The sequence below is a fragment of the Mesorhizobium ciceri WSM4083 genome, from assembly GCF_000519305.1.
In the GTDB taxonomy this organism is placed as follows: domain Bacteria; phylum Pseudomonadota; class Alphaproteobacteria; order Rhizobiales; family Rhizobiaceae; genus Mesorhizobium; species Mesorhizobium ciceri_B.
The window spans coordinates 25,857-52,057 of record NZ_JAFG01000008.1 but is presented as its reverse complement, the minus strand read 5'-3'; the positions used below and the strand labels follow the sequence as shown (position 1 = coordinate 52,057).

Genomic DNA, 26,201 nt, shown 5'->3' with positions numbered 1-26,201 from the left:
CCAAATGGCCGCGACGATCAAACAACGCATAGAGCTGGACGGCGGCAAGGAACTCAAGCGCGAGCTCGAGGAATTTGGCGCCGCCGGCCGCAAGGCGTTCAAGGAATTGCAGGCCGCTGCGGCTGCCACGAAAGGCTTGTCGCCCGGATTTTTCAACTCGCTGAAGCAGGCCGAGGTCCAGATCAAGTCGCTGGCCAAGACCTTCGAGGATGCCGGCAAGAAGATCCAGAACGTCGGCAAGACACTGACGACGAATCTGACGCTGCCTATCGTCGGTCTCGGTGCGGGCATCCTCAAGCAGGCCGGCGACTTCGAACGGGCGATGAACAGTTTTGCCGTGAACGCCAGCGTTGCGGGCAAGGCGCTCGATGAGGCCAAGACCAAGGCGCAGGAACTCGGCCAGGCGTCGGTGTTCTCGTCGACCGAAGCCGCGGAGGGCATGACCGAACTGGCCAAGGTCGGGCTCGACTTCCAGACCATCATGGGCGGTGCCGCCAAGGCGATGGTCGATCTCGCCGCCGCGAATGACGGTGCCACCCTTACATCAGCCGCTGCGGCCCTCGGAGATGTAATCAACCAGTTCGGGTTGAGTACATCGCAACTGCCAGGGATTGTTGACCAGATCACTGGCGCGACGATCCAATCGAAGCTGGCCTTCGATGACTATCGCGGGGCGATCGGTCAGGCTGGTGGCGCGGCCGGCGCGCTCGGCGTTTCGTTCGAGGACATGAACGCCGTGCTGGCGGCGACCGCCTCCAGCTTCAGTTCCGGGTCGGATGCGGGTACGTCGTTCAAGACCTTCCTCACCCGCCTTGTGCCGCAGTCCAAGCAGGCGGCCGCGGCGATGGACAAGCTCGGGCTGAAGTTCTTCGACGCGAACGGCAAAGCCCTGACGATGTCGCAGACGGCGCAGTTGCTCCAGGACAAGCTCGGCAAGCTGTCGCAGGAGGACCTGACCGACAACGTCCAGAACATCTTCGGCACCGATGCCATGCGCACCGCCATTGCGCTGATGAAGCAGGGCGGCAAAGGCATCGACGAGATGCTGGCCAAGCTGAAGAACACCGATTCCGCCGAGATCGCCGCGACCCGCGTGAAGGGTCTCTGGGGCGAGATCGACCAGCTCAAGAGCGCACTCGAAAATCTTTCCATCGCCATCGGTAAATCCGGCTTCCTCGACTTCGCCACCAACATCGTCATCCAGTTGACCGACTGGACGCAGGCGCTGGCGACGTTGAGTCCTGGCATGCTCGAATTGGGCACGATCATCGCCGGTGTCGTGGCAACCATCGGCCCGCTGTTGTTCGGCCTCGGTTTACTGACGCGCGGCTTCGGTCTCGTGCTCACGGGCGTCGCCACCTTGAGCGCTGCTTTCCGCGGGCTTTCGGCGGCTCTTCTGTTCATCAGCACCAATCCATTTGGCGCTGCCTTGGCGGTTATCGCCACCGGCCTGGCGCTTTGGGCAACCCGCGCAGATTCGGCAACGGCCGCACTTGGCGAGCACCGGAGAATTGTCGACGACGTCAAGGCTGCCTATGACAAGGCGCAGGGGTCGGCCAAGAATTGGGCCGATGTCATCGAGCACACCACTGTTCTGCAGGCGGTTGCCAGCCTACAAAATCTCACGGCGGCTGCTCAAGAAGCCCGGAAGGCCATGGAATTCGAAGGACCGGGCACGGGCGCAGCGGATGCCCTCACCGGTACGACCAAGGACCAGGTTACCGCACTTAGGGAACTCGCGCTGGAGTTTGCAAAGACTGGCGGCGATGTCGATGCCTTCAAGAAGAAAGTGGGAGATATTGCCGCCGCTTCCAGTGATGGTCAGATCCAGGCGCTGGCCCTCGGAATGCAAAATGCGGCCGATAAATTTCGCGAAACCGAAACCGCAGTTTCCCAGGCAAAAGACGTCGTCACCGCTTTCAAAGGGTCGGCTGAGGAAGCCAATGCGGCGATGGAACGCCTGGCTGGAAAGTCGAAGGATAGCTTCAGGCCGCTCGCCGACAGCGCCAAAGGTGCTGGAACAGCCCTCGACGAGACGGGCAAGAAGGTTGACGAACTTGGTCAGAAGATCACCGTGTTTCGCGGCGGCGGCGCCGGTGGTCAGCTTTCGAAGGAAGTGTTCGACGTCGTCAATGGCGTTGCCACCAGCGCGGAGAAGTCGAAGGCTGCGCTGGACGGCGTAGGCGAGAGCGCAAAGGCCACTGGCGACAAGGTCAAAGCAGTTGCCGACGACATCGCCAGCCACATCAGGACGGTGCCCGATTCTCTAACCACGAATTCGATCACGCCGGCCGTCGACGGCATCATTACGGATATCAACCGGATCAAGCCCGCGGCGGATCTCGCGGCAGGCGGGTTGCGCGATGCGCTGGCGCCGGTCGATGCTGAAGGCGGTGGCCTTGGTGTTGCTATCACACAGACCGTTGATGGTGTCGTTGTCGACCTTGGCCGCCTGCCTCCAGCGGCTGCAGAAGCCGTTGGCGGGCTGAACGATGCACTTGCCGGCATCGACCCAAGCGCCGCCCAGCAGGCCGCTGCGGCGGTGGCAGACCCGTTCAAGGCGCTGCCGTCGATCTTCTCCAGCATCTTCTCCGGTCTGGGTGGGCTGATCACTGGCGGCTTCGGTAGCCTGACCTCGGTTATTCGCAGCGTGGCAAGCCAGATCCGCTCCGAGATCAATTCCATCCTGTCCGCGCTTCGTGAGGCGGTTGCGCAAGCCCAGCGGCTTCGGTCGCAGGCCTCGTCTTCCTCGTCGTCAGGTGGCGGCTCGCAGGGCGGGTTTGCCACCGGTGGCTATCTCGCAAGCGGTCCCGGCACGCCGACCAGCGACAGCATTCCGATCATGGCTTCGGTCAAGGAATTCATCATGCAGGCCAAGGCCACGGCCTATTACGGGCCGGGCTTCATGCATGCGCTGAACAAGATGAAAATCCCGCGCGAGTTCTTCCGGGCGGCCAGAGGGTTCAGGGTTGGCGGCATGGTCGACGGCTTTAACCGCTCCATGTCGGTGCAGCGGTTTGCCGGAGGCGGCAGCGTCAAGGCGCAGTTGCCGGCTTCTGGTTCCGAAGGCGGTACCATGCGCGTCCAACTCGATTTCGGGCTCGGGCCATCCGACATCTTCGACATGGTGACCGACACATTCACCGCCAACCGCTTCCAGCAGTTCGCCTTGAAGGAAGCCAACAGCAGCGCCGGGCGGGCGCCATCGCGGGGTGTCAGGTAAATGCCTGCTCTGACCTATCTGCGCCTCGACCCGATCGGGGTGCCGCCCTATTCGGCGCGCGGCATCACCGAGGATTTTTCGCTCGATGGTTCGTCCCAGCTTGCCCGCACCATCAACAACGAGGCGATCGACCTCGGCGACGATGAAGAGAGCAAGTTCAAGCTGACCATCACCTGCACCGACCAGAATATGCCGGCGCTCGATGGGGTCAGGCGCGGCATGGTGCTGACCGTCGATTGCGCCACGGAATTTTCATACCCGACATCAGGGGGCTCGCCGTCGCGTTCGGTCGCATCGACCACGGATGACCCAGCTACGCGAACCGAAGGCGCCTTCACCTTCTACAGGCCGCGCCTGACCATGCTGGTGGCCGACTACCGGCTGTCCTTCGATGAATGGGGCGCCGACTGCAACTGGTCGCTCGACCTGGTCGAGGTCTGACCGATGGCCAGCCGCTTCTTCTTTGCTTGGGTCGCACCGACCGAGACCACCTTCGGCATCGAGCATCAGGTCGAGGACGAGAAGATCGTCGACCTCTCGCTGGGGCACAATGAAGGCGCTTTCGCGACGCTTGTTGTCACGGTCAGGAATCCGCGCGTCGGCCTGCTGGCGGCGGGTCGCGACCAATGGGCGTGGCTGTCCTGGTATGACACCGAAAACCCGACGGGCGGCGCGGTGCCGATCGCGTTCTGCCGCGTCGTCGGCGTGCCGGAAAGCCCGCAGGCCAATTCGGTAAAGCTGTCCTTCCTGGCCCGGCCGGCCGACTACGATGCCCGCAAGCGCGCGCTGGCCGAGACCATGAAGGTCGCGCCGTTCTGGGATCCGCTGTTCCTCACGCCGGAAAGCCGCGACGATCCCGATACCGTGCTGGAGACCTATATCCACGCATGGCATATCGACCGCGTCGACCATGCGGTCAGCGCCTCGCATATGCTCAATGGCGAGGACGGGCTGCTCGATTTCGGTTCCGACTTCATCAAGGGAACGCTCGACATCCAGATCGGCCAGCCGCCGCTGCGTCAGGTCAAGGTGTCTGGCACCATCAACTGGGATCAGGTCGCTACCGGCAGCGTCGATTTCTCCAAGCAACTGGTCGACGCCTTCAAGGCCATCGGCTCGGCCGACAAATACGCCGTCAAGTCGCTGACCGGCCAGGGGTTCATGAAGAAATTCCCGGTCGAGGGTGGCCGTATCGGCGGCGGCTGGACCTGGGGTGTCTGCTCGATCACCCGCACCGACGGCGTCGTCGTGCCGGAAGATTATCACCAGGTCATCATGACCAACGGAACCGGCCAGTTCTGGGTCTGGACCATGACGCCGGTGCTAGTCGCCGACTATGACGTGACGCGCAAGCGCACCGAGACGGTGGAATTCACGCTTGAAGCCGACTGCCAGGCGCTGCTGACCGATCCCGGCGACGAGGAAAGCCAGGAGATCAAGGTCAATGGCGATGCCGACGAGGCCTGCGATCCCGCCGATACCGACAATCCGGACGGCGCCATGCCGATCGGCGACGTCAGGAAGCGGTCCTATCTCACCACCACGCGCGGCCGCCAGAGCATCGACTATCTGATCTGTCTGGCGCGCGGTGCGATCCTGGTTCGGTCGAGGGCGGTAACGGTCACCTTTTCCGTTCCGTTCCGCGCCGGGCTCGACCTGTCCTGCCGCAAGAATGCCCGCATCGTTGACCCGCATATTCCGGGTGGTGAGGCGACGGGCAAGATCATCGGCTATGCGCTCAACGTGCAGAATGGCGCGCTGGTCGCCTCCATCACCATCGGCTGCACCATCGGCAAGGGCAACACCGTGACCACGGTTCCCGGCGAACCGGTCTATGCCGAGGAAGGCATTTTGGAAACCGGCATCCAGGCCTATAGCGGCCGCACGGTGATGCCGGTTGCCGGCGAGGTGACGCTGTCGGAAGACTACCTGCTGATCCCGCCCAACGATGACGGCGTCAATTTCTTCGATATGCGCGCCGCCGATCTGGTCGAGGACATCACCGTCTTCAACGGCATCGCCGAGCAGCGCACCGTCCTAAATGCCTTCATGGCCGACCTGTCGGCGGCGATCGAGGCGCTGAACCAGGTTCCGACCATCGTCGACGGCGATTTCAAGAAGCTGACGCTGTCCCGCGACGATCCTCCCTTCATCACCGACTATCCGCTCACCGTCAGCGCGCAGATGGTGCCGAAGACGCTCGATCTCGAGGCTGCCTGATGGACATCATCGGTCTTTCCAATCCATGGCAGGCCGGCCGCAATTCGAGCGGCGCCCGCATCTCGATCATCAATCGCGTCGGCAATGGCGAGGACGTGCTGAAACGGGCGCTGGCACGCGTTCCGGCGGAAGGCGACGGCGAGGCGCATTTCCGTTTTGGCGGGCCGTCGAGTTTCACACTGACCCAGCCGGATGCCAAGTCCAATCCGGGCACCACGGTGACATGGCCTGACGACGGCAACCAGGACGACGAGCCGAAGGATATCCACATCATCGAGTTCGACGAGGTGTCGCGCTGCTGGGAAACGATCCGGGTCGAAAATCCCGACGATGCCGAACAGTACGTGATGGTTCGAAACACCACGCGCATCGTTTTCCTTGGCCGTGACGATCAGCAATACCGCGCGTTCAACCTGGCCAAGGCCGACGAATACAAATGAGGACGCAATAGATGGCCGCACTGACCTATGTAGGCAACGGCGCCTGGGGCACCGGCAAGGGCGAACCACTCAGCCAGCCCGAATTCGACGGCAACATCTGGGAGCTCGCATCGCGCGTCGCCGCCATCCTGGCCGACCTGCCGTCGCCGATCGAGATTTCCAACATCTATGCCGTCGGCACGCAGATGCACATCGTCAAGGAGGATGCGACCGAGTACGTCATCACTATCCCCCAGGCGCAGTTCCGGCCGAGCCGTGCCGGCGCACTAGATGCCCCGACCGATGGTGTGTATGCCGTCACCGATGGCGATTTCAACCGTTACTGGCGCTATGCTGGATCCTCAGACCTGACCATCGAACTGCCGGCAACAGCGACCGCCGACATGGAAGTCTCCTTTCGCGTCACCGGGTCCGGCGAACTGCTGTTTCCGTCTTCGACCGACGTCACCGTCAACGGCTATGAAGGTTTCCTCAACCAGACCGCCGGCCCCGGTTCGGTTGTTACCTGCAAATTCGTCGCAGATGGCGTCTGGGACCTTATCGGCCGGCTGGCAGAAGACGTGACCGCCTGATGGCGCAGGCTTACGGCTCCGTCGCGCATCCGGCCGACCTTGGCCCGTTCAGCCGCATCGTCGAAGTGCATTGGGCATCGCCGGTCCAGTATATCTCGTTTCCGATGCTGATCATGCGCCGCTCTGTGGTCAAGGATTATCCGTTCCCGGCCCAAGCCATCGGCGAGACCGGCCAGACACAGCAGCCGGTCGATTGGACCGTTGACGCCGAAGGTGCACCCACACCAGGCGCCGGGCCGAGCGGCCAGACCACTTATGTCACCGGCTTCCAGTATGAATGGGCGTCATCGGACACCATCCCGTCGCCGGGCTATGGCGGTTTCGGCAAGGGCAATTCCGGCGAGTGGGGACCGTTGAAAATCGACGCATTCGAGGGCATGCCCAGTCTTCCTGATGTGCGCTCGCTGTCGCCTTGGGCGGTGCTGTTCTTCGTCGGCGGCTTCACCAATACGGTGCTGAGCTGGTGGCCCCGTGCTGAGTATCAACCTCTGGTCGGCGCGGCATTGCCGGACCAAGGCATCCCGAATCATGAGAGCATCGGCTTTCAGGCGGCGGCCAATGCCGTCCTACAGATGCGCGGCACTGAGTTCCTGACCGGTCCCAACACCGGGGGCGAGTTCGATCTGCAGCGCAGCCCCTACACCGACACGCCGTTCAACGTAAAGACCGGCACCACAGGCCCGATCAATCCCGGCACCGAGGAAGGCATCGACTTCATCTTCGAGACGCTGTCGATTGATGTGTCTGGTGTCAGCGTCATTTACAAGGGCAAGACCTATCGAGGCATTGGGGCAGCCGTGCAGCCGGATGGCGATACCGTCGCCCCGACAACACCCGGCGTTCTGTGGATTCTATGCGAGAAAGAGGGCGTGACATCATGATGCCAGGTGTTGCGGCGCAGCCGCTCGGCGGCCGAAGCGTGTTTTCGCCGACCGTTCTGGCCGATGCCGACTATATCGGCGGCGTTTATGAACTCGCCGGATCGCCGCTCGCCGCATCCGACATCATCGACAAGCCGGGTCGCATCGGCGCCAGCGGCCTGGAAATTCTCGACAACGATGTCGATGGCATTGTCTCGGCAATCGGCGATTATCTGGCGCTATTGCTGACGCTCAACTGGACCGTCGTCATCGAATGGGAAGAGCTGACGAGCAGCGGCTATACCGAACTGCTCTTGCTTGAGGAGTTCGGAAACAACCATTCGATGGGCATTGATCGCGTCGGCAGCGCCGGCTTGCCCATGCAAGGATATGAATCCGGCGTTCAAGGCAGGGAAGTCAACAACACCGACACTTATGGTCCTGGCGTTCACAAGGTCGCTTTCACCAGTACCGTCTCGGGGATCAGCATGTCGACGGATGGCGGCGCGGTGTCGTCGGATTCCAGCCCTCGAGATATCGATCCGTTGGTCGCGGCCTCATTTGGTGGGCCAGCCGACGGCTCATACAATGGAACCTTCATCCGCAGGGTGACGCTTTATGCGCCGCTGGATGACATCTGGCTGCCGTCGCTATCGGCCTAGTTCGCCTTCCGCAGCGCATTGAGGATCACATCGGCATCGTTGCGGTCGCCGCTCGCGATCACCTCCCATTGACCATCGACAAGCCGGAGATGCCCGCCGTCACAGGTGCGGATTTCGCCGGCTTCCTCGATCACCCGAGCGCGCAACTCCGGCAGTAGCTCCAGCCACGGCTTCGGCAGCGAAAACCAGTCGCGTCGTTTCATCCCGGCTCCTCCCGGCGCCGAACATAGCCAATCATCAAGCGAAGGAACATCCCATGTTCGATGCGCCGACTTTGAAGGCGATCGGCGACATTGCCGATCATCTCAAATGCGAGCCCTCTGCCTTGCAGGCGGTTGCCGAGGTGGAAAGCGCCGGTCAGGTGACCGCGATGGTCAAGGGCAGGATGGAGCCCCTGATTCGATGGGAGGGGCATTACTTCGACCAGCGCCTGACCGGTTCCCAGCGGGCCGTCGCCCGGGCGCAGGGGCTTGCCAGCCCGACGGCCGGCGCCGTGAAAAACCCGGCGAGCCAGGCGAAGCGCTGGGAGATCGTCACGCGCGCCACGCTGATCAACCGCCAGGCGGCGCTCGAAAGCTTCTCGATCGGTCTCGGCCAGGTGATGACGGCGCATTGGAAGCGGCTTGGCTTTGCCAGCGTCGACGCCATGATCGCTCGCGCCCGCGACAGCGCGGCCGGCCAGATCGACATCATGGCCCGCTTCATCGAAAAATTCGGCCTTGCCGACGAGTTGCAGCGGCTGGACTTCACCGGCTTTGCCCGCGGCTATAACGGCTCCGGCTTCCGCAAGAACGGCTACCACCTGAAAATGGCGGCCGCCTACCAGCGCCTGTCGGGCAGCGCACCAGTCTCTGCCGCCACCGGCATGCTGCGGATGGGATCGCGGGGCGCCAAGGTGCGCGAATTGCAGACGCTGCTGGTGCGCGCCGGCTATGCGGTCAAGGTCGACGGCGACTATGGCCCGTCGACCAATGACGCCGTCAAGGATTTTCAGCGAGCGCAGAAGATCAAGGCCGACGGCGTCGCCGGTCCCGAGACGCTGCGCAGGCTCGACGCCTTCAAGCAGAGTGCCGACGAACAGCCGGGCCAGCAGTTGGTCAGCGATGTTCCCGAGGTCAAGGACGCGACGAAGGCCGGCGGCTTCATGGTGCTTGTCGTGGCCGCGCGCGACCAGGTGGCCGAAACGGCGAGCTACCTGACCGGCATACAGGCCGACACGGCGCAGACCGTTGCCAATGTCCTGCTGGCAGGATCCGGCGCGATCGGCCTTGGCCTGGCCGGCTACGCCATCTGGGGATGGTTCAAGAGCCGGCGCACCGACGAGGGCGACATCGTTCAGGGTGAAGCGCCGATGTCGGACCCGGCGCTGCCATGAGCGAGGTCAAGACGCAGCCCGTCAATGCTCAGCTTGTCGACAGCATTCTCGACGGCCCGGCCGGCAGCATCAAGTTCTATGACGCCGAGGGCCATTCGCCATCGGGCTTCCATTTTCAATGTCCGTGCGGGTGCGGCGACATCGGCGCAGTGAAGGTGGCGGGCGCCGGCGCATGGACGTTCTGGAACGGCTCCCGCGACAAACCGACGGTCAGGGAATCTGTAGCCCTCACGACGAATGGCGGAGCTCACTGGCACGGTTATCTGACCGACGGCGTCTGGGTATCGTGCTGATGTCCTGGCTCATCACCGTCATCGCCGGTCTTACAGGCATCCCCCGGCCGGTCACCGGCATCCTCGCATGGGCTGTCATCGCGCTCGCCGTCTCCGGCACGGTCTGGGGCGGCTACGAACTCATCAAACATTGGGGCGCGCAGGAAGTGCGCGACCAGATCGAAAAGGACAATCAGGATGCGATACGCAAGGGCATTGAGGCGAGCCGGTCTTTTGACGACTGCATTGCTGCTCACGGCGTGTGGGACTTCCGGCGTCAACGGTGTTCCGTCGCTGCGCTTGGCCCTCGGTAGCAGCCTTGCAGGGGCGCAGGGCAAGACGATCGAGGATCAGGCAAGGATCGACCACACAGTCGCGCCCGGCTGCGCCATCGGGCTCTATACACCGGCTGAGTGCGACCGGCAGACCAAGGCCAGCGCCAAGCGGCGGGCGGAACTGAACGGCATCTGAAGCAGTGCATGGGGCAGGGGAAATCGCATGGCAGCATCGGCAGGGGCCAAAAGCCTGGAAATGATGGTCGGCGGCCTTGTCGCCGCCATGGAAGGCGTCCAGCGCGACGTCACCGAGATCCGCCGGGACATCAAGGACAGCGATGCGCGCGCCGCCTTGAGCTACGAGCAGTCGGAGCAGCGTGCCGCCGCCAGCCGGTCGAAGATGTATGCCAAGACCGACGAGCTGGTCGACCGGCTGGCCGAAACGGAAGCTGCGGTCAGGACGCTCACCGAGGACATGACCGAGGTCAAGGCAGTGACGGCCGAAGTCACCCGCTGGAAGCTGATGGGTATGGGCGCGCTCGGCGTCACCGGCATCGCCTTCGCCTCGATGGGCTCCCTGATCACCTATTTCTGGACCGACATCTGGCGCGCGCTGCGCGGCATGTGATCCGGCGGCTTCACCGCTGCCTGAAGTTGCAACCGCTCCACCGTCACCACAATGGCCACAGAGATAGCCTCCGCCTCGTCCATCAACCCTGGCCCGTAAAGCCCGTTGACGGCTTCCTCGCTGGGTAGCACGCCCGGCGGGCAGTGTTCCTCGATCGTGCGCCGGATCAGCGTCAGCGCCGCCCGACATTCGCTTGCTTCGATCTTCATCAACCATTTCCACATTCAATTCGGCTAAAATGCAACCAAACCGACCATCGCGCCTTGTCAGGCAGTTGGAGTTTCGAGTTGCATGGGTAACGCCGCAGACCGGCTGAAGTTCATCAAGCCGCAGGAACCCGTCCTGGTGCTGGAGCCGCCGGTCAGCGACGACTGGCTGCACGAAATCAAATATGATGGCTTCCGCACCCAGATCATCCTCGACTGGGCCGGTGCCCGGGCCTTCACCCGCACCGGCATCGATTGGTCGAAGCGCTACTGGCCTATCGTTACCGCGGCCGAGCAGCTGAAAGCAAAATCCTTCATCCTCGACGGCGAGATGATCGCGCCCGAGCCGGACGGCCGGCCGAACTTCCACGCGATGCATTCGCGCATGGCCTGGAATGCCGAGCTGCTCGCCTTCGTCGCCTTCGACATCCTGTATCTGGACGGCGAAGATCTGCGACCCCGGCCGGCGATCGAGCGCAAGGCCATCCTGTGGGATCTGGTCAAGCCGGCCAAGGGCATCATCCAGTACAGCCAGCACGTCGAGGGCGGCGGCGCCGACTTCTACGAGGCGGCTGAGAAGATGGGCCTTGAAGGTATGGTATCGAAGCGCAGGTCGAGCCCTTACCGCAGCGGCGCCAAGGATGAAGCCTGGCTGAAAATCAAATGCTGGGACATCGGCGACTTCGATCTGATCGGCATCAAGCGAAAAACCGGCGAGTGGACCGAGGGGCTGTTCGCGCGGGACGGCAAATATGTCGGCAAGGCCGTGATCGCCACGACGGACGCGATCAAGGACCGCCTCTGGAAGCGCGTGCGGAAGGCCAAGGCAACGCCGCCGCACGGTGTTCCCACGGCGCAAATCTCGCCTGACGTCGAATGGGTCAAGCCCGGCATCATCGGCACCGTGCGAACGCTGCGCGGCGAGCCCAAGCTGCGCCACGCCTCGGTGCAGGATTTCCGCGAGGAGGATTGACGGCCTTGACGGTTGTTCCTATTTCGTTCTCATGCCGGAACAATATGCCCCGAAGCATCGCGATTATCCGCTGTCGAACCTGAACGACAGCCTGCGCCTGGTGCGCGTGCGCTGCCGCTACTGCAAGCGCAGCCACAATTATTTCCCGTCCGACCTGATCCAGATCTTTGGCGACGTCGACGTCGATTCGCTGATGTACCGGATGAAATGCGAGAACGCCGCCGATCACGGCTACCTCGACGTCGAAGCCTTTGTGCCGACCGGCAAGGAAGCCGTCGGCCTGCGCATCCGCCGCCTGGTGGCGATCAAGATCCAGCGCGTTCCGGTGTGGCGGGAGGAGGGGCGCTAGTTGCACGATGATGCAAACGTGGTTCCAAGTTTCGCGCTATGTTCCGCATGTTAGCACCTGCGCAAAGTCGGAACTATCGGTGGAAACTCTCAATTTCTTTCGGCCTTCTAAGCCGATGGTCACAGGTTCGAATCCTGTCGGGATCGCCAAAGCCTTTCGGGTCCGTTCCGGACACATAGGTTACGGTTTATACCGGAGACATGGGCTTTCAGAGAGCGGCATCAGGCCTCGTGCGCTCAAACCGCCGCGGCCAGAAGCAGCGTTACCCCCAGGACCGTCGACACATAGATCGTCGCCAGAAGCACGATCGGCCGAGGATACTCGGTCGGTGTTGCGAGGCCGGCAAGGTCGGGACCTCGAACCATTTCGGTGCCGGGCCACGGGACGTCGGCGGGAGCGTTGTCATTGCAAGCTCGCACAGAAAAACGCTGGGCTATATCGGCGGCGATCAGGGGATCGTCCGCCACCAATTTCGACCAGTCCGAAACAATGCCGATTTCACGTTTGAACATCGCGCGCCTCCCGTTTGGGATCTAACAGCGCTATCTAAATTATGTTCCACCCATAGTTTGACGAGGCGGACCGCTCTTGGTCACTGCTGCCTTCTGATCGATGAAAACCACGCCCGCAGCCTCCAACCCTCGACGGATGGCTGCCAGCTTGGCCGAACTCGGAACCCTTCGTCCGCTTTCAAAACTGCCAATCGTTCCTTCGCTAAGGCCGCACTTCGCGGCGAGTCGCACCTGCGACCACTTCAGCATCGCTCGTGCAGATCTGCACTGCTGGGACGTAAGGGGTTGGATCCCTGAGCCGGTGGAGCTTCGCTTGTTCACATCCTGAGACCCCTTCGCTTCGGCGGAACGTGACTTTGCACCAGGCGCACCTTGTCCGGATTCACCATGACCATTGTCCCGAGCGACACCGCGATCTTGTCGCCGTCGATCCGCGTAACGTCGCCGGAGAATTCCATCTGCTGGCCCCTGGTCAGCCTGGTCGCCGGATCAGCGACCGAATGTGGAAAATTGTAAACGGGGACCGACACGCTGACGCGGTCTTCCGTGACGCGCTTCAGCACCGTCGCCATGACCGCCACCTCGTCGCCGACTTTTGTTGCCATGCCTCTGATTCTGGGGCGGCATCTGCCGGCGTCAAGGATTAGCTGGGCCTGATATAGCAAAATCGTGGAATCAGCTTTCTCCATGCCGCGGAGGCCCCGACAGCGGCAGATACCGCAAGCCATTCAACTCTGTTCGATGATGAGGATCTGGCATGGCTCGGGCAGCCGCCCGGCGCTGCGTATTATTTCGTTACCCGGCCTTTCCGGAACCTTCCCGCGCACGGCGCGTTCGGCCCGCTGTATTCGCGGACCCTCATATAAAAGTGGACAGGCGGGAGGCAAACAAGGGTGGGGAGGAGTGTTGCCATGTCGAAGCGAGAAATAGGGATATCTTCGGCTCTGGATCGGCGAATCGCCGATCTCAAGGCCAGGATGCAGGACGCCCGGATCACGGAATACGAAATGAAGACCTTTCAAAAAGTGGCTTCAGCCATGGGAGGCGACGGAGGCTCCCTGCGTCTCGATGCCGACGACCTGATCGCGGCATCCTTTGTCGTCGATGCGCTGGGTGAACCGACGCTCAACTGACGACGGGCGGTCTGGCTTCGCGCCGTTTTGCCCTCGCTCGGCCGGCAATGGCCCACGCCTTCAAGCTCTGAAACAGGATGGCCGCTTTCCGGCGGCCGTCTTGTGGCGTCTGCGCAAGCATCTGTCGCAAGTCATCGACAGGGGCTGGCTGGCCTGTGGTTTGATTCCGCCGCCCGACATCGAATTGGAGGGAAAGTCTTATCAATTTGTTTGGGTTGGTGCGTCATAGTAGCGACGGCTAACGGAGTTGAACGCGATGAAGCTCGATCTGTCGCCGACGAGCTGGGGCAGGGTGATCGCTGTCACGGTAGTCGGTACGGCATTCTTCATCGCCGTCGCGTTCTTCGTCGATTCCTTCAATTTTCCCTATCTTTCGCCCGAGGCCGTGTGGCGGGCGCAGATGACCGACCTGATGCTGCCTTTGGTGCTGGGCGGCTCGTTTCTGTTTTTCCTGATGTGGAAGATTCGCCAGCTGGCCATCGCGCAGCGCGATCTCAGTATCATCGCCGCGACCGACAGCCTGACGGCGGTGCTGAACCGTGGCGCCTTCTCGATGCTGGTCGAAGCCTATCTCGAGCAGACCCGCAAGCAGGAGCAGACCCGCTCGGGGGCGCTGCTGATCATCGACGCCGACCACTTCAAGTCGATCAATGACCGGCTGGGCCATGATTGCGGCGATCAGGCGCTCAAACTGATAGCGCAGGCGATCAAAGGGCAACTGCGTGGCGGCGATATCGTCGGCCGCATCGGCGGCGAAGAATTCGGCGTGTTTCTGCCCGGCGTGGATCCCTCGCAATCCTGGGTGGTTGCCGAAAGCATCCGCCGGCGTATCAGGGAGATGGAATTCTCACCCGGCGGCAGGCCTTGTCCGCTTTCCGTCAGCATCGGCGGCACAAGCTTTACCGGCCCGATCACCTATGAGGAAATCTTCTCCGCTGCCGACAAAAGGCTTTACACGGCCAAGTCGAACGGACGCGATCAAGTCAGCTTCGATCCGGCGGGCGCCACTCCGGTACCTCCGCTCAGCGCCGCCACCGTGCATTGACAAGAACCTTGGGCACAGCACGCTGATTTGTGCAGCCTATCGCGCAAACGGCGCTTTCGCTTTGCCGATATCACGCTAAATGTGGTGCCCGGTGCCCCGACGGGGCTGGATGGATCGGGCAGGGCCTTCTTCGCATGACACTTATCGGCGCGGCGGCACTGCTGATCCTGATCCTGACTTACGCCGGTGTCGCCATTGGCCGCATCCCCGGCCTGCGCCTCGACCGGGCGGGGATCGCGCTTCTCGGCGGCGCCGCGATGATCGCCATCGGCGCGCTCAGCATGGAGGATGCCTACCGGGCGATCAATTTCGACACCATCACGCTTCTGCTCGGCATGATGATCGTGGTGGCGCATCTGAAAGTGTCAGGCGCCTTTCGCGGCCTGGGCGCCGTCGCCATCGAGCACGCGCACGCGCCCTTCATGCTCTTGGTGATGGTGACGCTGCTGACCGGCGTGTTGTCGGCCTTCCTGGTCAACGACGCCATCTGCCTCGTCATGGCGCCGATCGTCGTCCATGTCACCCGTGTGATCAAGCGCAACCCGATCCCCTACCTGATCGCCACCGCCACCGCGTCGAATTGCGGCAGCGTCGCCACCATCACCGGCAATCCGCAAAACATGGTCATCGGCGCGCTGTCGGGCATTTCCTATCCGGCCTTTTCGGCAGCGCTGGCTCCGGTCGCCCTGTTCGGCCTTGTCGCGGTCGTTGTCATCATCCGTATCGTCTACCGGGCAGAATTCGTCCGCACCGTGCAACTGACGCCAGAGGTGTCGCGTGGCCGCATGCACAAGGGGCAGGTGCTGAAGGCGGTGGTGGTCTGCATCGGGCTGGCAATTGCCTTCTTCGCCGGCGTGCCCGTCGCCAAGGCCGCACTCATCGGCGGTGCCATCCTCTTGCTCACCCGGGCGATCAAGCCCGAACGCATCTACCGCGAGATCGACGGTCCGTTGCTGTTCATGTTCGCTGGTCTGTTCGTGGTCGTCGCCGGCGCCGAAAAGACGCTTCTTTCGCCCGACATGATCGCTTCGGCCAAGAACCTCGGGCTGGACGACGTCTGGCGGCTGTCCGGTTTCACCGCGGTGCTCTCCAACATCATGAGCAATGTGCCGGCCGTGCTGGCGCTCCGGCCCTTCATACCCGGCCTGGAAAACCCCGATCGCGCCTGGCTGGTCGTCGCCATGAGTTCGACACTGGCCGGCAACTTCACGCTGCTGGGTTCGGTCGCCAACCTGATCGTCGCCGAACAGGCACGGGCCGCCGGTACGACGCTGTCGTTCGGCGCTTTTTTCAAGGTCGGCTTGCCGTTGACGCTGATAACGCTGGCCGCCGGCACCGCATGGCTGGCGTTTGGGTTCTAATGCATGTCGCCCAAAAGTGCCCCGGTTTTGGGGCAACGACATGCATAAAACCAAAGGCTTAAAGCGCGTCGCGCTTTAGACCTGACTGCCTGAAATTCGTGCCCGCACCAGCGTCGCCGCGGCGCGGCCGGCGGCCTCGATGTAATCGGGGTTGCGGTGGATCAGCATGATCGAAAAGCAGCCGTCGATCAAAACCACGATCTCGCGTGCCAGGGTTTGCGGCTCCGCGACGCCGTGGTCCGACAAGGCGCCGGCCAGCCATGTTTCGAAATTCAGCTTGTGCCGTGCGCCGACCTTGACCGCTGGATGTCCCGGCATCGAGGCGAGTTCGGCGGCCGTGCGCAGGAAGCCGCATCCTTTCCATTTCGGGTGGCGAGCGGACCTCGCCAGATTGGTGAAGATCGCCTCGACCTTGCGATCCGCGCCGCCTTCGGCGGCATCGAACCAGCCGGCCATCCGCTTCAGATTGGGTTGGTCGCGGCCATCGAGATAGGCGGCGATCAGGTCGTCCTTGCTCTTGAAATGGTAGTAGAGCGTGCGCTTGGTGAGGCCCGCTTCCTCGGCGACGGCATCGACGCTGACACGACCGATTCCTTCGGCATAGAAGAGCCTGGTGGCGGCCTCGACAATGCGTTTGCGGGTAGGGCTTTGCGTGTCAGGCATGACCTCATGTATACTGACTAGTGAATATACACAAGCGACAAAGGGCATAGTCTTCCAGCCATGAGCATGATGGAGAAGGAAGAGCCAAATGACAGATCTTGTCTTCAACGAAACCAGGGATGGGATTGCCATCCTCACCCTCAACCGGCCGGAAAAACTCAACGCGTTGAACTATGCCCTGATCGATCGCCTGCTTGCGGTCCTTGACGACATTGAAGTCGATGACAGCGTCCGCGCGATCATTCTCACCGGAGCAGGGGAGCGGGCGTTTTCGGCGGGCGGCGACATTCACGAGTTCTCGGCCAGCGTGGCGCTTGGCGTCGATGTCGCGATGCGGGACTTCGTCATGCGCGGACAGCGGCTGACGGCGAGGCTGGAAGCGTTTCGCAAGCCCATCATCGCGGCCGTCAACGGCATTGCCTTTGGTGGCGGCTGCGAAATCACCGAGGCGGTGCCGCTGGCTATCGCCAGTGACCGCGCTTTGTTCGCCAAGCCGGAAATCAACTTGGCAATGCCGCCGACCTTTGGCGGAACGCAGCGCCTGCCCAGGCTCGCCGGGCGCAAGCGGGCCCTCGAACTGCTGTTGACCGGCGACTGGTTCGCGCCGCCGCGGGCGCTTGAGCTGGGTCTCGTCAACGAGGTTGTGCCGCATGCGGAGTTGATACCGGCCGCGATCGGCTTGGCCAGGCGTATCCTGCGGCACTCCGATCTGGCGATTGCCGGCATCCTCACGGCAGTGGCGCGCGGCCTCAACCAGAGCATCGCCGAAGGTTTGCTGGTCGAGGCCGAGCAATTCGCCCGCATGGCCCCGACCGCTGATCTGCGCGAAGGGCTGAATGCCTGGATCGCACGCCGCGAGCCAGGCTATGACGGCTCGTGGACGCATATCGCGCGCCCCGGCGAGGCGCGCAGGACCGCACGGCGACAGGATCGGTTCGTGTCGCCATAGCACGGCCTTGGCTGGCGCCTTAGCCTCCGCCCGCGCACCAGGCTTCTGGGCTGTTAGACTTTGTCAGGCAGCCTGCAGGCGCGCCGTGGCCGCCAACAGATCGGTCTGGGTGATCAGCCCGAGAATCCGCTTGTCGTCGTCGACGATGATGACGGCGTGGCTGCGGCCGTCGGTGAGCACGGGCAGCAGGCCCATGGCGGCGAAGCCGGCGGCGGCTGTTGCCGCGGGCGATATAACGGATCCGACCGTCCCGGAGGCCTGGGTGAGTTCGCGCAACCCTACGGTGCCTGCCAACCTGGCCTCCGCATTGACGACCGGCAGGGTCCGGATGTTGTGGTCAAGCAGCAATTGGCGCGCCGCCTCGGTGGAGGTGTGAGCATCGACCGAGATCACATCGCGCGACATGATGTCCTCGCACAGAAGGGTCTTGTGCGCGCGCACCATCGCCTGCAATTCGACCTGCCGCAGCAGCCGGTCGAGATCGTTGCGATCGATATCGAACGTCTCGTCGAGTGCGCCAAGTGCGGCATCGATGTCTTCGGAGCGGAAGCCGACGCGCAGTTGCGCCGGCGGATCGCCGGTGCCGTGGCTGTTCGCCGGCGCTGCAACCGGTACATGCGGATAATTGCGCCGGGCCAGCCTGTGGAAGCCATAGCCGAGCGCCACCAGCAGGATCGAGTTCAGCGCCACCGGCACAAATGGAAACAGGAAGCCGGCGCTGATGACGGCAGGCCCTCCCAGCACTGCGGTCAGCGCGGCCGCTCCGCCCGGCGGATGCAGGCAGCGCGTGAACGACATGGCGGCGATGGCCAGTGCCACCGCGATGCCGCTGGCAAGGGCGGTTTCGTGGATGAAATGCGCCACGATCACGCCGACCAGTGCCGATATCGTGTTGCCGCCGATGATCGACCATGGCTGCGCCAGCGGACTGGCGGGCACGGCGAACAGCAGCACCGCCGACGCCCCCATCGGCGCCACCAGCAGCGGCACATGCGGGCCGTTGCCGAGCACAAGGCTGGCGATCACGCCGGTGAGCGCAATGCCGATCGTCGCGCCGATACAAGCGACGAGACGCTCGCGCAGCGTCGCGCCGGCAAGAATGGGAACAAAAAGGCGGAAAGCCATGGATCGAAAACTCTGCCGGTATTCCAGGGGAAGTCGAAAATGTGCTGATCCGCAATGACGCGGCATCTTTGAATTTGAAAGCCAAACTGATCCGGTAAACCGCAATTTTAGGGAATAGAATTCCGCTACGCAGCCGTCGCGGCGGTCAGGCCGCGCGAGATGTCGGCCTTCAGGTCGTCGACGTCCTCGAGGCCGATCTGCAGGCGGATCAACGGCCCCTCATAGCGTGCTTTCGCGACAACACGGTCGCCGAGCCAGACCGGCACGGCAAGGCTCTCATAGCCGCCCCAGGAATAACCGAGGCCGAAGATCCGCAGCGCGTCCAGGAAAGCGTGCTGCTGCTTCTGGCCGCCACCGGCAAGCACGATGGAAAAGATGCCGCTCGAGCCGGAAAAATCCCGCTTCCACAGATCATGGTCCGGGTGGCTGGGAAGGGCAGGGTGCAGCACGCGGGCCACGCCCTTCTGGCCCTCGAGCCAGGAAGCGATGGCCAGCGTGCTGCGCTGATGGTGCTCCAGGCGTACGCCCATGCTGCGCAGGCCGCGCAACACCTGGTAGACGTCGTCGGGTCCGGCGCAGCAGCCAAGCGTGCAGAAGCTCTCGTAAAGATGCTTCCAGCAGCTCTCATTGGCCGACACCGTGCCAAGCAGCACGTCGGAATGGCCGGCCGGGTATTTGGTCGCCGCATGGATCGAGATGTCGACGCCGTGGTCGAGCGGGCGGAAATACAGTGGCGTCGCCCAGGTGTTGTCCATCATGACGATGACGCCCGCGGCGTGCGCCGCCTTGGCGATGGCCGGGATGTCCTGCACCTCGAACGTGTTGGAGGCCGGCGATTCCGTGAACACCACCTTGGTGTTGGGCTTGATCAACGCCGCGATGCCGGCGCCGACATCGGGGGCGTAATACTCGACCTCGACGCCCAGCCGCTTCAGCATCGTGTCGGCGAAATTACGGGTCGGATGATAGACGGTATCGACGATCAGCAGATGGTCGCCGGCCGACACAAAGGCGAGCAGCGGCACCGTCACCGCCGCAAGGCCCGACGGCACCAAGATCGTGCCGGCCGAGCCTTCCAGCGCGTCCATGGCATGGGCAAGCGCATCGGTCGTCGGTGTGCCGCGCGTGCCGTAAGTATATTTCTGGGTGCGCGCCGCCATTGAAGCCGCGTCGCGAAACAGCACGGTGGAAGCATGCACCACCGGCGGATTGACGAAGCCGAAATAGTCGTGCGGATTGTTGCCCGAATGGGCAAGCCGCGTGTTGATGCCCATCCCGCCGTGCTCGCTGCCGTCTTTCGCCATTCTGCGTCGCCTTGTTTGACAAGCCGCTAGCCATAGTGCGGCGCTATGGACCGTGCAACAGCCACTGTCCGCCAGGAGTTGGACTTCGAATATGCCAATTCGTCGGGGCAAAAACAGCGATGCGGGGGTACGGCGTGACTCTAGCGGTGTGCATCGTCGGCAACTGCGCTAGCCCGAAGCATCTCGTAGGGTGCACGTTGCTCGCACTGTTGTCGTGGTTGCTCTCAGCATAGCGCTGACGGCCGCGCCAAGCAGTCCAGCTATAGCCACGATGATCAATGCGACCGCGAGCTTGCGATTTTCGAGCGGCACGATGAGCAACAATCCCAACCCATAGCCAATCTGCGTCAGCGTAACGATCAGCCCCCGGCTCTTGGCGAGAGGCCGAGGGCGGCGCCGATCGGACCGACAAGGAGTTGGGCAAAATAAATGTTGGCGGCGATCAGCCCGGATGCGCAGGCCAGCAGCATGGAAAGCCCGCGCAAGGAGGATGGCGCCTCTGCTGCTATGGTCACTGCTGCGCTGCACGGCGCGTGGAAACACGCGACAGCGCGGCCCAATCCAGATGGCCTTCGCCGTGCGCCACGCTATCTAGATGATTGTCGCGGAGAACGCTGCCTATAGGCATCGGGACGTTGACCTTCTCCCCGGCTTCCAGAGCGAGACGCACATCCTTCAGACCAAGCGTCAGCCTGAAGCCGGCCGGCTCGAAGCGTTCCTCCGCAATCGCGCCGCCATAACCCTTGTAAACGGGAGCGGCGAAGATCGTGGATGTGATCAGATCGATGAAATTGCCCTTGGGGACACCATAACCTTGCGCGAGCGCCACGGCCTCGCCCATCGTCCCTATAGCACTGCCGATCATGAAATTCACGGCTAGCTTGATGGCGTTGGCCTGTTCGGGCTGGCTTCCGAAACACCATGTCTTCTGCCCAAGAATATCGAACAGCGGCTGTACGCGTCCCAAAGCTTCAGTATCACCTGCCGCAAGGATGTTGAGCTGACCAGCTTCGGCCACGTTCACCCGCCCGAGAACCGGAGCCGCGACATACCCGACGCCTTTTTCCCGGTGCAGTAGCTCCATTACGTTCGCGAAGGCGACCGAGACCGTCGCCATGTTGATGTGGATCGCGCCCGGCTTCAGTGCGTCCAGCACCTGGCCGTCGATGACGACGGCGCGCGTGGCCGCATCATCCGCGAGCATGGAGATGAGCACCTCCGCGCCTTCGGCCGCCTGGCGTGGATCGGTTCCTATCTCGGCGCCGAGCGCGGCAAGAGCGGCAACTGGCTCTTGCGAACGGTTCCACACCCGGACCCTGTATCCGGCTTTGACAAGGTTTGCGGCCATGGGTTTGCCCATGGTTCCCAGGCCCAAGAATCCAATCTGCATCACGGAAGCGTCCTTCATAATTCGGAAATTTCGTTTTCTAATTGAGGAAGAAAGTTAGTGGAGTGACTTGATGGCGATGTCCACAACCTCGAAGCGGACCGGCAGGCCGAGTGCATCTACGACGGCATGCAGCTTGGTGCCGAGCCTGGGCTTCTTATCCCCTGTTACGCCGGGTCCCTGCAGCTTGGGCCTAAGCGCGGCGTCGATCCTCAGCCGTTCAAATCGGAATCGCTGCTCGGAGTCCTACCTTTGCCGATCGGCCTATTGTGGGCGGCTGTGAATGGTATATGATTAATAGCTAATATTAATCGCCGGATTGCTTCGATCAGATGCTGCCGGATGGTTGCTGCCGGTTGACTTCTGGTCCTCCACGATCCGGATCGCGCTCATGAAGCGTGAGTGCGGCAAGGGAGGAATGACATGCCGGACGTCAAATGGGCCATGAAGGCCAGCGAATTCATCAACTGCAACTGCGCCTATGGCTGCCCGTGCCAGTTCAACGCCATGCCGACATACGGATTCTGCCAGGCGGTCGCCGGCATGGAAATCGAAAGCGGCCATCACGGCGACACCAAGCTCGACGGGTTGCGGTTCGTCGGGATTTTCAGTTGGCCCGGCGCCATACACGAGGGCAGGGGCGAGGCCGCGGTGATTATCGATGAAAGGGCGACGGAAGCCCAACGTGGCGCGCTGCTTCGCATATTGGGCGGTCTGGACACCGAGCCGGGCGCAACGATATTCCAGGTCTTCTCGACCACGCTGGAGAAATTCCACGATCCGATCTTCGCCCCGATCGAATTCAAGATCGACGTCGACGCGCGAACCAGTCAGCTGCATGTCGAGGGTATAACCGACGGTCGCGGCGAACCGATCCGGAATCCGGTCACCGGCGCCGCGCATCAGGCGCGCATCGACTTGCCGCACGGCTTCGAATACGCGATCGCCGAGGTCGGGCGCGGCTGGACCAAGGCGACGGGCCCGATCAAGTTCGAGCTGGCCGATACGCACAGCCATTTCGCCAATCTGCATCTTACGCAGAGCGGCATCGTGCATTGACCTGATCCAATGGGCGATACGGCCCTCGAGGCGGTGCTGCGGCGCGATCGCGCGGTCGTGATGGCCGCGCTCGTGGTGATTGCCGTGCTCGCCTGGGCCTATGTGCTGTGGCTCGCCGCCGACATGGTCACGCCCGGCTCCCCCTTGCCGGACAGCGGAGGCGGTGACATGGCCGGAATGGACATGTCGAATATGGACGGGTCGAACATGGGTATGGCCGGCATGGATATGGGCGCCGCCGTGGCGCCCGGCTTCCGGGCCTGGGCATTGGCCGATTTCGCTTTCACCTTCACCATGTGGGCGGTGATGATGGTCGGCATGATGACGCCTTCGGTCGCACCGATGTTGCTGCTCTATGCCGGTGTCGGCCGTAAGGCCCGGGCGGATGGCAGGCCCATCGCTTCGACGGGATGGTTTTTTGCCGGCTACCTCGCCGTCTGGGTCGTCTTCAGCCTCGTGGCGACCGGTGCGCAATGGCTTCTCGCCCGTCTTGCCTTGCTCGATCCCTCGATGGCGGCCGGCAGCGCGGTCCTCGGCGGCCTCGTCCTTATCGCCGCCGGTCTCTATCAATGGACGCCGATGAAGGGTGTCTGCCTGCGCCAATGTCAGGCGCCGATCGCGTTCCTGGCCGGCCATGGCGGATTCCGCTCCGCTCCGCTCGGCGCGCTTCGGCTGGGCATCGATCACGGCGCCTACTGTCTGGGATGCTGCTGGGCGCTGATGGCCCTGCTGTTCGTCGGTGGCGTCATGAACGTGCTGTGGATCGCCGGCATCGCCATCCTTGTTCTGCTGGAGAAGACCGTGCCGACCGGGCAGCTGATTCCGCGCGTTTCAGGCGCGTTGATGGCTGCCATCGGGACCTGGATCGTCTTTCAAGCTTTTTGAGAACGGTCTTCGTCCGCGATCTGTATTGGACTGCAGCCGCCAGTAAATCGTCAGATGACAATCTTGGGACCTGGCAGTTCGCCGCACGCGGAGGTCAACAACGACGAGATATTGCCCGGGATGGATTTCGCTGCCGCGGCCCGTATTGGCCCCGCTTTGGCGTTGCATGAGCTTGCCGCCTTTATTGGCCCTGCTGACCAATTCGCAGGCGCGTTTGTCTGTAAATCAGGCATTTGCGGCAATCGGTTTTCAAACTCTTTGGGTTTGGGTCATTTCCCTTGACCTCACGGGAATTATCGCCTTCGATGACATTTGTGAATGGGAGGCGGCGCGTCGGTTACGATGCGGGGTTTTGGGATGGGCCGGGATGAAGCCGCGTTCACACGGGAGAAAAAAATCAGGATTTACTCCTGAAAAACAGAGAAAAGGGTCTGTGGGTCATGAAACATATTGCTATCGGCATTCTGGGCGCCGCCACGCTTGGATTGATGGCGTCCGCCGCGTCGGCGGCCACGCTCGACACCGTCAAGGCAAAGGGCTTCGTCCAGTGCGGCGTCTCGACCGGCCTGGCCGGCTTTTCGGCACCGGACGACAAGGGTGACTGGCAAGGCATCGATGCAGACTTCTGCCGCGCTGTCGCGGCCGCCGTCTTCGGTGACGGCTCCAAGGTCAAGTTCACGCCGCTCAGCGCCAAGGAGCGGTTCACCGCGCTGCAGTCGGGCGAGATCGACATCCTGTCGCGCAACACCACCTGGACCATCAACCGCGACACGGCACTCGGCCTGAATTTCATCGGCGTCACCTACTATGACGGCCAGGGTTTCATGATCAACGCCAAGAAGCTGCCGGGCGTCAATTCGGCATTGCAGCTTTCGGGCGCCGCCGTCTGCGTGCAGAGCGGCACCACCACCGAGCTGAACCTCGCCGACTACTTCAAGGCCAACAAGATGGAGTACAATCCCGTCGTCTTCGAAAAGCTGGAAGAGGTCAACGCCGCCTATGACGCCGGCCGCTGCGACGTCTACACCACCGATCAGTCGGGCCTCTATGGCATCCGCCTGACGCTGGGAGCGCCGGCCGACCATGTCGTGCTGCCCGAGATCATCTCCAAGGAGCCGCTCGGACCGGCCGTTCGCCAGGGCGACGACCAGTGGTACCACATCGTCAAGTGGACCTATTTCGCTTTGCTCCAGGCTGAAGAGCTCGGCATCACCAAGGCCAATGTCGATGAGATGAAGAACTCGGCCAGTCCCGAGATCAAGCGCGTGCTCGGCCAGGAAGCCGATACCAAGATCGGCACCGACCTCGGCGTCTCCAATGACTGGGTGGTCAACATCGTCAAGGCCGTCGGCAATTATGGCGAAATGTTCGAGCGCAATGTCGGCTCGGGCAGCCCGCTGAAGATCGCGCGCGGCATCAACGCGCTGTGGACCAAGGGCGGCCTGCAATACGCGCCGCCGATCCGCTGATCGAAATGTGATCCGGGAGGCAGATCATCTGCCTCCCGGTTTCTCTTTCCAGGGGACGGTCGAATGGCATCGCAGGACGTACTTCGCGAGGAGCCCAGCCGCGGCTCCTTCATCAACGATCCGAAAATCCGGGGCATATTCTTCCAGGTGCTGGTCGTCGTGCTGCTGGTGGCGGGCGTCTGGTGGATTGCCCACAACGTCATCGACAACCTGACGCGGCTGCGCATCGCTTCAGGCTTCGGCTTCCTCAAGGGCCGCGCCGGCTTCGACATCAGCGAGAGCGCGATCGCCTATTCGTCGGATTCGACCTATGGCCGCGCCATTCTGGTCGGCCTCCTCAACACGCTCATCGTCGCCATCGTCGGCATCATCACCGCGACAATCATCGGCTTCGTCATCGGCATCGGCCGGCTCTCGCAGAACTGGCTGATCCGGAAGATCTGCACCGTCTATGTCGAGGTCTTCCGCAACATCCCGCCGCTGCTGGTCATCTTCTTCTGGTATTCCGGCGTGCTGGCCGTGCTACCGGCACCACGCGACAGCTACAACCTGCCGTTCGGCTCCTTCCTCAACCAGCGCGGCTTCTATTTTCCGCGCGCCGTATGGGGCGACGGCTCCTGGCTGATCTTCGTCGCCTTGCTCGTCGGCATCGCCATGGCGTGGTTCGTCGCGCGCAAGGCGCGGCAACGGCAGATGGCGACCGGCCAGCAATTCCCGGTGTTTTGGACATCCGCGGCGCTGATCGTCGGGCTGCCGCTGCTCGCCTATGCGCTGAGCGGCTTTCCCCTGAGTTTCGACTACCCGAAGCAGTCGACTTTCAACCTGACCGGCGGCTTCCAGGTCCGGCCGGAGTTCCTGTCGCTTTATCTGGCGCTGTCCTGCTATACCGCCGCCTTCATCGCCGAGATCGTGCGCGCCGGCATCAGGGGTGTCAGCGCGGGCCAGACGGAAGCTGCCGCTGCGTTGGGGTTGCGGTCCGGATCGATCCTGCGGCTGGTCGTCGTGCCGCAGGCCATGCGCATCGTCATTCCGCCGCTGACCAGCCAGTATCTCAACCTGACCAAGAACTCGTCGCTGGCCATCGCCATCGGCTATCCGGACCTGACGGCGACCGCCGGGACAGTGCTGAATCAGACCGGCCAGGCCGTCGAGGGCGTGGTGATCATGATGGTGATCTATCTCGCCATCAGCCTCCTGACCTCGCTTGTGATGAACTGGTTCAACGCCAAGATGGCGCTGGTGGAGAGGTGAGGT

Annotated in this window: 31 protein-coding genes and 1 pseudogene; 22 read left to right on the top strand and 10 right to left on the bottom strand. The window is 62.7% G+C overall.

What is annotated here, in order from left to right; all coding sequences use genetic code 11:
• The first annotated feature begins 4 nt into the window (after positions 1-4).
• The 7 genes from MESCI2_RS0118470 to MESCI2_RS0118440 are packed head-to-tail and all read left to right on the top strand — an operon-like array spanning position 5 to position 7,977.
• Positions 5-3,223: a phage tail tape measure protein gene (locus MESCI2_RS0118470; RefSeq protein WP_027037876.1), complete on the top strand. Its 3,219-nt coding sequence runs from the start codon at positions 5-7 to the stop codon at positions 3,221-3,223.
• Positions 3,224-3,664 (top strand): hypothetical protein, encoded by a 441-nt coding sequence (locus MESCI2_RS0118465; RefSeq protein ID WP_027037875.1) that lies wholly within the window; start codon positions 3,224-3,226, stop codon positions 3,662-3,664.
• Positions 3,665-3,667: 3 nt separating this feature from the next.
• Positions 3,668-5,443, top strand: a complete 1,776-nt coding sequence (locus MESCI2_RS0118460; protein ID WP_027037874.1) for a hypothetical protein — start codon at positions 3,668-3,670, stop codon at positions 5,441-5,443.
• Positions 5,443-5,883: a hypothetical protein gene (locus tag MESCI2_RS0118455; protein WP_027037873.1), complete on the top strand. Its 441-nt coding sequence runs from the start codon at positions 5,443-5,445 to the stop codon at positions 5,881-5,883. The genes MESCI2_RS0118460 and MESCI2_RS0118455 overlap by 1 nt, the downstream gene beginning before the upstream one ends.
• An 11-nt stretch (positions 5,884-5,894) precedes the next feature.
• Positions 5,895-6,455 (top strand): hypothetical protein, encoded by a 561-nt coding sequence (locus MESCI2_RS0118450; RefSeq protein ID WP_027037872.1) that lies wholly within the window; start codon positions 5,895-5,897, stop codon positions 6,453-6,455.
• Positions 6,455-7,336: a hypothetical protein gene (locus MESCI2_RS0118445; RefSeq protein WP_027037871.1), complete on the top strand. Its 882-nt coding sequence runs from the start codon at positions 6,455-6,457 to the stop codon at positions 7,334-7,336. The genes MESCI2_RS0118450 and MESCI2_RS0118445 overlap by 1 nt, the downstream gene beginning before the upstream one ends.
• Positions 7,333-7,977, top strand: a complete 645-nt coding sequence (locus MESCI2_RS0118440) for a hypothetical protein (protein WP_027037870.1) — start codon at positions 7,333-7,335, stop codon at positions 7,975-7,977. The genes MESCI2_RS0118445 and MESCI2_RS0118440 overlap by 4 nt, the downstream gene beginning before the upstream one ends.
• Here the strand turns inward: MESCI2_RS0118440 and MESCI2_RS0118435 are convergent.
• Entirely contained in the window at positions 7,974-8,180 is a 207-nt protein-coding gene (locus MESCI2_RS0118435) for a hypothetical protein (RefSeq protein ID WP_027037869.1), read from the bottom strand. The two genes, MESCI2_RS0118440 and MESCI2_RS0118435, sit on opposite strands and share 4 nt — an antisense overlap.
• Positions 8,181-8,233: 53 nt before the next feature.
• Here MESCI2_RS0118435 and MESCI2_RS1000000136990 point away from each other — a divergent pair, with 53 nt between their 5' ends.
• From MESCI2_RS1000000136990 to MESCI2_RS0118410, 5 genes are read left to right on the top strand one after another with little or no spacing between them, the layout of a single operon-like run.
• Positions 8,234-9,352: an N-acetylmuramidase domain-containing protein gene (locus MESCI2_RS1000000136990; RefSeq protein ID WP_081738791.1), complete on the top strand. Its 1,119-nt coding sequence runs from the start codon at positions 8,234-8,236 to the stop codon at positions 9,350-9,352.
• Entirely contained in the window at positions 9,349-9,645 is a 297-nt protein-coding gene (locus MESCI2_RS0118425) for a DUF6527 family protein (protein ID WP_027037868.1), read from the top strand. Before MESCI2_RS1000000136990 ends, MESCI2_RS0118425 begins: the two co-directional genes overlap by 4 nt.
• The gene (locus MESCI2_RS1000000137975; RefSeq protein ID WP_155936631.1) at positions 9,645-9,938 is read left to right on the top strand and encodes a hypothetical protein; all 294 of its coding nucleotides are present in this window, start codon (positions 9,645-9,647) and stop codon (positions 9,936-9,938) included. The genes MESCI2_RS0118425 and MESCI2_RS1000000137975 overlap by 1 nt, the downstream gene beginning before the upstream one ends.
• Positions 9,925-10,095, top strand: coding sequence for a hypothetical protein (locus MESCI2_RS1000000138860; protein WP_245270385.1), 171 nt, complete (start codon positions 9,925-9,927; stop codon positions 10,093-10,095). Before MESCI2_RS1000000137975 ends, MESCI2_RS1000000138860 begins: the two co-directional genes overlap by 14 nt.
• Positions 10,096-10,122: 27 nt before the next feature.
• Positions 10,123-10,527: a DUF1515 family protein gene (locus MESCI2_RS0118410; protein WP_027037866.1), complete on the top strand. Its 405-nt coding sequence runs from the start codon at positions 10,123-10,125 to the stop codon at positions 10,525-10,527.
• Here MESCI2_RS0118410 and MESCI2_RS01000000134860 read toward each other — a convergent pair.
• On the bottom strand, positions 10,485-10,736 hold the full coding sequence (locus MESCI2_RS01000000134860; protein ID WP_081738805.1) for a hypothetical protein: 252 nt from the start codon (positions 10,734-10,736) through the stop codon (positions 10,485-10,487). The genes MESCI2_RS0118410 and MESCI2_RS01000000134860 overlap by 43 nt on opposite strands.
• 82 nt (positions 10,737-10,818) lie before the next feature.
• Here MESCI2_RS01000000134860 and MESCI2_RS0118400 point away from each other — a divergent pair, with 82 nt between their 5' ends.
• Together MESCI2_RS0118400 and MESCI2_RS0118395 are read left to right on the top strand one after the other, a co-directional pair.
• Positions 10,819-11,706 (top strand): RNA ligase family protein, encoded by an 888-nt coding sequence (locus MESCI2_RS0118400; RefSeq protein WP_032900953.1) that lies wholly within the window; start codon positions 10,819-10,821, stop codon positions 11,704-11,706.
• A gap of 31 nt (positions 11,707-11,737) precedes the next feature.
• Positions 11,738-12,055 (top strand): hypothetical protein, encoded by a 318-nt coding sequence (locus MESCI2_RS0118395; RefSeq protein WP_027037864.1) that lies wholly within the window; start codon positions 11,738-11,740, stop codon positions 12,053-12,055.
• A 236-nt stretch (positions 12,056-12,291) separates the two neighbouring features.
• On the opposite strand, the gene MESCI2_RS0118385 is transcribed toward MESCI2_RS0118395, so the two are convergent.
• The 3 genes from MESCI2_RS0118385 to MESCI2_RS0118380 are packed head-to-tail and all read right to left on the bottom strand — an operon-like array spanning position 12,292 to position 13,172.
• A complete protein-coding gene (locus MESCI2_RS0118385) occupies positions 12,292-12,567 on the bottom strand; it encodes a hypothetical protein (RefSeq protein WP_027037863.1) in 276 nt (91 codons plus the stop codon).
• Between the two features lie 39 nt (positions 12,568-12,606).
• A complete protein-coding gene (locus tag MESCI2_RS1000000136985; RefSeq protein WP_081738790.1) occupies positions 12,607-12,888 on the bottom strand; it encodes a helix-turn-helix domain-containing protein in 282 nt (93 codons plus the stop codon).
• A complete protein-coding gene (locus MESCI2_RS0118380) occupies positions 12,885-13,172 on the bottom strand; it encodes a hypothetical protein (RefSeq protein ID WP_027037862.1) in 288 nt (95 codons plus the stop codon). The genes MESCI2_RS1000000136985 and MESCI2_RS0118380 overlap by 4 nt, the downstream gene beginning before the upstream one ends.
• A 306-nt stretch (positions 13,173-13,478) precedes the next feature.
• Here MESCI2_RS0118380 and MESCI2_RS0118375 point away from each other — a divergent pair, with 306 nt between their 5' ends.
• From MESCI2_RS0118375 to MESCI2_RS0118365, 3 genes are all read left to right on the top strand, one after another.
• The gene (locus tag MESCI2_RS0118375; RefSeq protein WP_027037861.1) at positions 13,479-13,700 is read left to right on the top strand and encodes a hypothetical protein; all 222 of its coding nucleotides are present in this window, start codon (positions 13,479-13,481) and stop codon (positions 13,698-13,700) included.
• A gap of 256 nt (positions 13,701-13,956) precedes the next feature.
• Positions 13,957-14,745 (top strand): GGDEF domain-containing protein, encoded by a 789-nt coding sequence (locus MESCI2_RS0118370; RefSeq protein ID WP_027037860.1) that lies wholly within the window; start codon positions 13,957-13,959, stop codon positions 14,743-14,745.
• A gap of 134 nt (positions 14,746-14,879) precedes the next feature.
• On the top strand, positions 14,880-16,106 hold the full coding sequence (locus MESCI2_RS0118365; RefSeq protein WP_027037859.1) for an anion transporter: 1,227 nt from the start codon (positions 14,880-14,882) through the stop codon (positions 16,104-16,106).
• A gap of 75 nt (positions 16,107-16,181) precedes the next feature.
• Here MESCI2_RS0118365 and MESCI2_RS0118360 read toward each other — a convergent pair whose 3' ends face one another.
• Positions 16,182-16,769 (bottom strand): TetR/AcrR family transcriptional regulator, encoded by a 588-nt coding sequence (locus MESCI2_RS0118360; protein WP_027037858.1) that lies wholly within the window; start codon positions 16,767-16,769, stop codon positions 16,182-16,184.
• Between the two features lie 88 nt (positions 16,770-16,857).
• Here MESCI2_RS0118360 and MESCI2_RS0118355 point away from each other — a divergent pair, with 88 nt between their 5' ends.
• The gene (locus MESCI2_RS0118355) at positions 16,858-17,718 is read left to right on the top strand and encodes a crotonase/enoyl-CoA hydratase family protein (protein ID WP_027037857.1); all 861 of its coding nucleotides are present in this window, start codon (positions 16,858-16,860) and stop codon (positions 17,716-17,718) included.
• 63 nt (positions 17,719-17,781) lie between these two features.
• Here MESCI2_RS0118355 and MESCI2_RS0118350 read toward each other — a convergent pair whose 3' ends face one another.
• The 4 genes and pseudogenes from MESCI2_RS0118350 to MESCI2_RS0118335 form a co-directional block, all read right to left on the bottom strand.
• Positions 17,782-18,843: an HPP family protein gene (locus tag MESCI2_RS0118350; protein WP_027037856.1), complete on the bottom strand. Its 1,062-nt coding sequence runs from the start codon at positions 18,841-18,843 to the stop codon at positions 17,782-17,784.
• A gap of 125 nt (positions 18,844-18,968) precedes the next feature.
• Entirely contained in the window at positions 18,969-20,147 is a 1,179-nt protein-coding gene (locus MESCI2_RS0118345) for a cystathionine beta-lyase (protein WP_027037855.1), read from the bottom strand.
• 231 nt (positions 20,148-20,378) lie between these two features.
• Positions 20,379-20,617: pseudogene (locus tag MESCI2_RS1000000138855) on the bottom strand (MFS transporter); the annotation flags it as partial.
• A gap of 41 nt (positions 20,618-20,658) precedes the next feature.
• Positions 20,659-21,558 carry an NAD(P)-dependent oxidoreductase gene (locus tag MESCI2_RS0118335; RefSeq protein ID WP_430981669.1) on the bottom strand — a complete coding sequence of 300 codons (900 nt, stop codon included), beginning with the start codon at positions 21,556-21,558 and terminating at the stop codon, positions 20,659-20,661.
• A 399-nt stretch (positions 21,559-21,957) separates the two neighbouring features.
• Between MESCI2_RS0118335 and MESCI2_RS0118330 the strand changes: the two genes are divergently transcribed.
• The 4 genes from MESCI2_RS0118330 to MESCI2_RS0118315 all read left to right on the top strand — a co-directional run bounded on the left by MESCI2_RS0118330 (position 21,958) and on the right by MESCI2_RS0118315 (position 26,198).
• On the top strand, positions 21,958-22,593 hold the full coding sequence (locus MESCI2_RS0118330) for a DUF1326 domain-containing protein (RefSeq protein WP_027037853.1): 636 nt from the start codon (positions 21,958-21,960) through the stop codon (positions 22,591-22,593).
• Between the two features lie 9 nt (positions 22,594-22,602).
• Complete coding sequence (locus MESCI2_RS0118325; protein WP_027037852.1) at positions 22,603-23,478, top strand: DUF2182 domain-containing protein; 876 nt, start codon at positions 22,603-22,605, stop codon at positions 23,476-23,478.
• A gap of 440 nt (positions 23,479-23,918) precedes the next feature.
• On the top strand, positions 23,919-24,947 hold the full coding sequence (locus MESCI2_RS0118320; RefSeq protein ID WP_027037851.1) for an amino acid ABC transporter substrate-binding protein: 1,029 nt from the start codon (positions 23,919-23,921) through the stop codon (positions 24,945-24,947).
• Positions 24,948-25,010: 63 nt separating this feature from the next.
• On the top strand, positions 25,011-26,198 hold the full coding sequence (locus MESCI2_RS0118315) for an amino acid ABC transporter permease (protein ID WP_023814121.1): 1,188 nt from the start codon (positions 25,011-25,013) through the stop codon (positions 26,196-26,198).
• The last annotated feature ends 3 nt before the right edge of the window (positions 26,199-26,201 follow it).

Bases quoted from the DNA above. Each gene is read 5' to 3' on its own strand.
- MESCI2_RS0118365 (WP_027037859.1), top strand. From the start codon at position 14,880: ATGACACTTATCGGCGCGGCGGCACTGCTGATCCTGATCCTGACTTAC.
- MESCI2_RS0118375 (WP_027037861.1), top strand. From the start codon at position 13,479: ATGTCGAAGCGAGAAATAGGGATATCTTCGGCTCTGGATCGGCGAATC.
- MESCI2_RS0118460 (WP_027037874.1), top strand. From the start codon at position 3,668: ATGGCCAGCCGCTTCTTCTTTGCTTGGGTCGCACCGACCGAGACCACC.
- MESCI2_RS1000000136990 (WP_081738791.1), top strand. From the start codon at position 8,234: ATGTTCGATGCGCCGACTTTGAAGGCGATCGGCGACATTGCCGATCAT.
- MESCI2_RS0118470 (WP_027037876.1), top strand. From the start codon at position 5: ATGGCCGCGACGATCAAACAACGCATAGAGCTGGACGGCGGCAAGGAA.
- MESCI2_RS0118445 (WP_027037871.1), top strand. From the start codon at position 6,455: ATGGCGCAGGCTTACGGCTCCGTCGCGCATCCGGCCGACCTTGGCCCG.
- MESCI2_RS1000000137975 (WP_155936631.1), top strand. From the start codon at position 9,645: ATGTCCTGGCTCATCACCGTCATCGCCGGTCTTACAGGCATCCCCCGG.
- MESCI2_RS0118385 (WP_027037863.1), bottom strand. From the start codon at position 12,567: ATGTTCAAACGTGAAATCGGCATTGTTTCGGACTGGTCGAAATTGGTG.
- MESCI2_RS0118380 (WP_027037862.1), bottom strand. From the start codon at position 13,172: ATGGCAACAAAAGTCGGCGACGAGGTGGCGGTCATGGCGACGGTGCTG.
- MESCI2_RS0118400 (WP_032900953.1), top strand. From the start codon at position 10,819: ATGGGTAACGCCGCAGACCGGCTGAAGTTCATCAAGCCGCAGGAACCC.
- MESCI2_RS01000000134860 (WP_081738805.1), bottom strand. From the start codon at position 10,736: ATGAAGATCGAAGCAAGCGAATGTCGGGCGGCGCTGACGCTGATCCGG.
- MESCI2_RS0118360 (WP_027037858.1), bottom strand. From the start codon at position 16,769: ATGCCTGACACGCAAAGCCCTACCCGCAAACGCATTGTCGAGGCCGCC.
- MESCI2_RS0118350 (WP_027037856.1), bottom strand. From the start codon at position 18,843: ATGGCTTTCCGCCTTTTTGTTCCCATTCTTGCCGGCGCGACGCTGCGC.
- MESCI2_RS0118435 (WP_027037869.1), bottom strand. From the start codon at position 8,180: ATGAAACGACGCGACTGGTTTTCGCTGCCGAAGCCGTGGCTGGAGCTA.
- MESCI2_RS0118395 (WP_027037864.1), top strand. From the start codon at position 11,738: ATGCCGGAACAATATGCCCCGAAGCATCGCGATTATCCGCTGTCGAAC.
- MESCI2_RS0118425 (WP_027037868.1), top strand. From the start codon at position 9,349: ATGAGCGAGGTCAAGACGCAGCCCGTCAATGCTCAGCTTGTCGACAGC.
- MESCI2_RS0118465 (WP_027037875.1), top strand. From the start codon at position 3,224: ATGCCTGCTCTGACCTATCTGCGCCTCGACCCGATCGGGGTGCCGCCC.
- MESCI2_RS0118370 (WP_027037860.1), top strand. From the start codon at position 13,957: ATGAAGCTCGATCTGTCGCCGACGAGCTGGGGCAGGGTGATCGCTGTC.
- MESCI2_RS0118450 (WP_027037872.1), top strand. From the start codon at position 5,895: ATGGCCGCACTGACCTATGTAGGCAACGGCGCCTGGGGCACCGGCAAG.
- MESCI2_RS0118315 (WP_023814121.1), top strand. From the start codon at position 25,011: ATGGCATCGCAGGACGTACTTCGCGAGGAGCCCAGCCGCGGCTCCTTC.
- MESCI2_RS0118320 (WP_027037851.1), top strand. From the start codon at position 23,919: ATGAAACATATTGCTATCGGCATTCTGGGCGCCGCCACGCTTGGATTG.
- MESCI2_RS0118455 (WP_027037873.1), top strand. From the start codon at position 5,443: ATGGACATCATCGGTCTTTCCAATCCATGGCAGGCCGGCCGCAATTCG.
- MESCI2_RS0118410 (WP_027037866.1), top strand. From the start codon at position 10,123: ATGGCAGCATCGGCAGGGGCCAAAAGCCTGGAAATGATGGTCGGCGGC.
- MESCI2_RS0118330 (WP_027037853.1), top strand. From the start codon at position 21,958: ATGCCGGACGTCAAATGGGCCATGAAGGCCAGCGAATTCATCAACTGC.
- MESCI2_RS0118355 (WP_027037857.1), top strand. From the start codon at position 16,858: ATGACAGATCTTGTCTTCAACGAAACCAGGGATGGGATTGCCATCCTC.
- MESCI2_RS0118325 (WP_027037852.1), top strand. From the start codon at position 22,603: ATGGGCGATACGGCCCTCGAGGCGGTGCTGCGGCGCGATCGCGCGGTC.
- MESCI2_RS0118345 (WP_027037855.1), bottom strand. From the start codon at position 20,147: ATGGCGAAAGACGGCAGCGAGCACGGCGGGATGGGCATCAACACGCGG.
- MESCI2_RS0118440 (WP_027037870.1), top strand. From the start codon at position 7,333: ATGATGCCAGGTGTTGCGGCGCAGCCGCTCGGCGGCCGAAGCGTGTTT.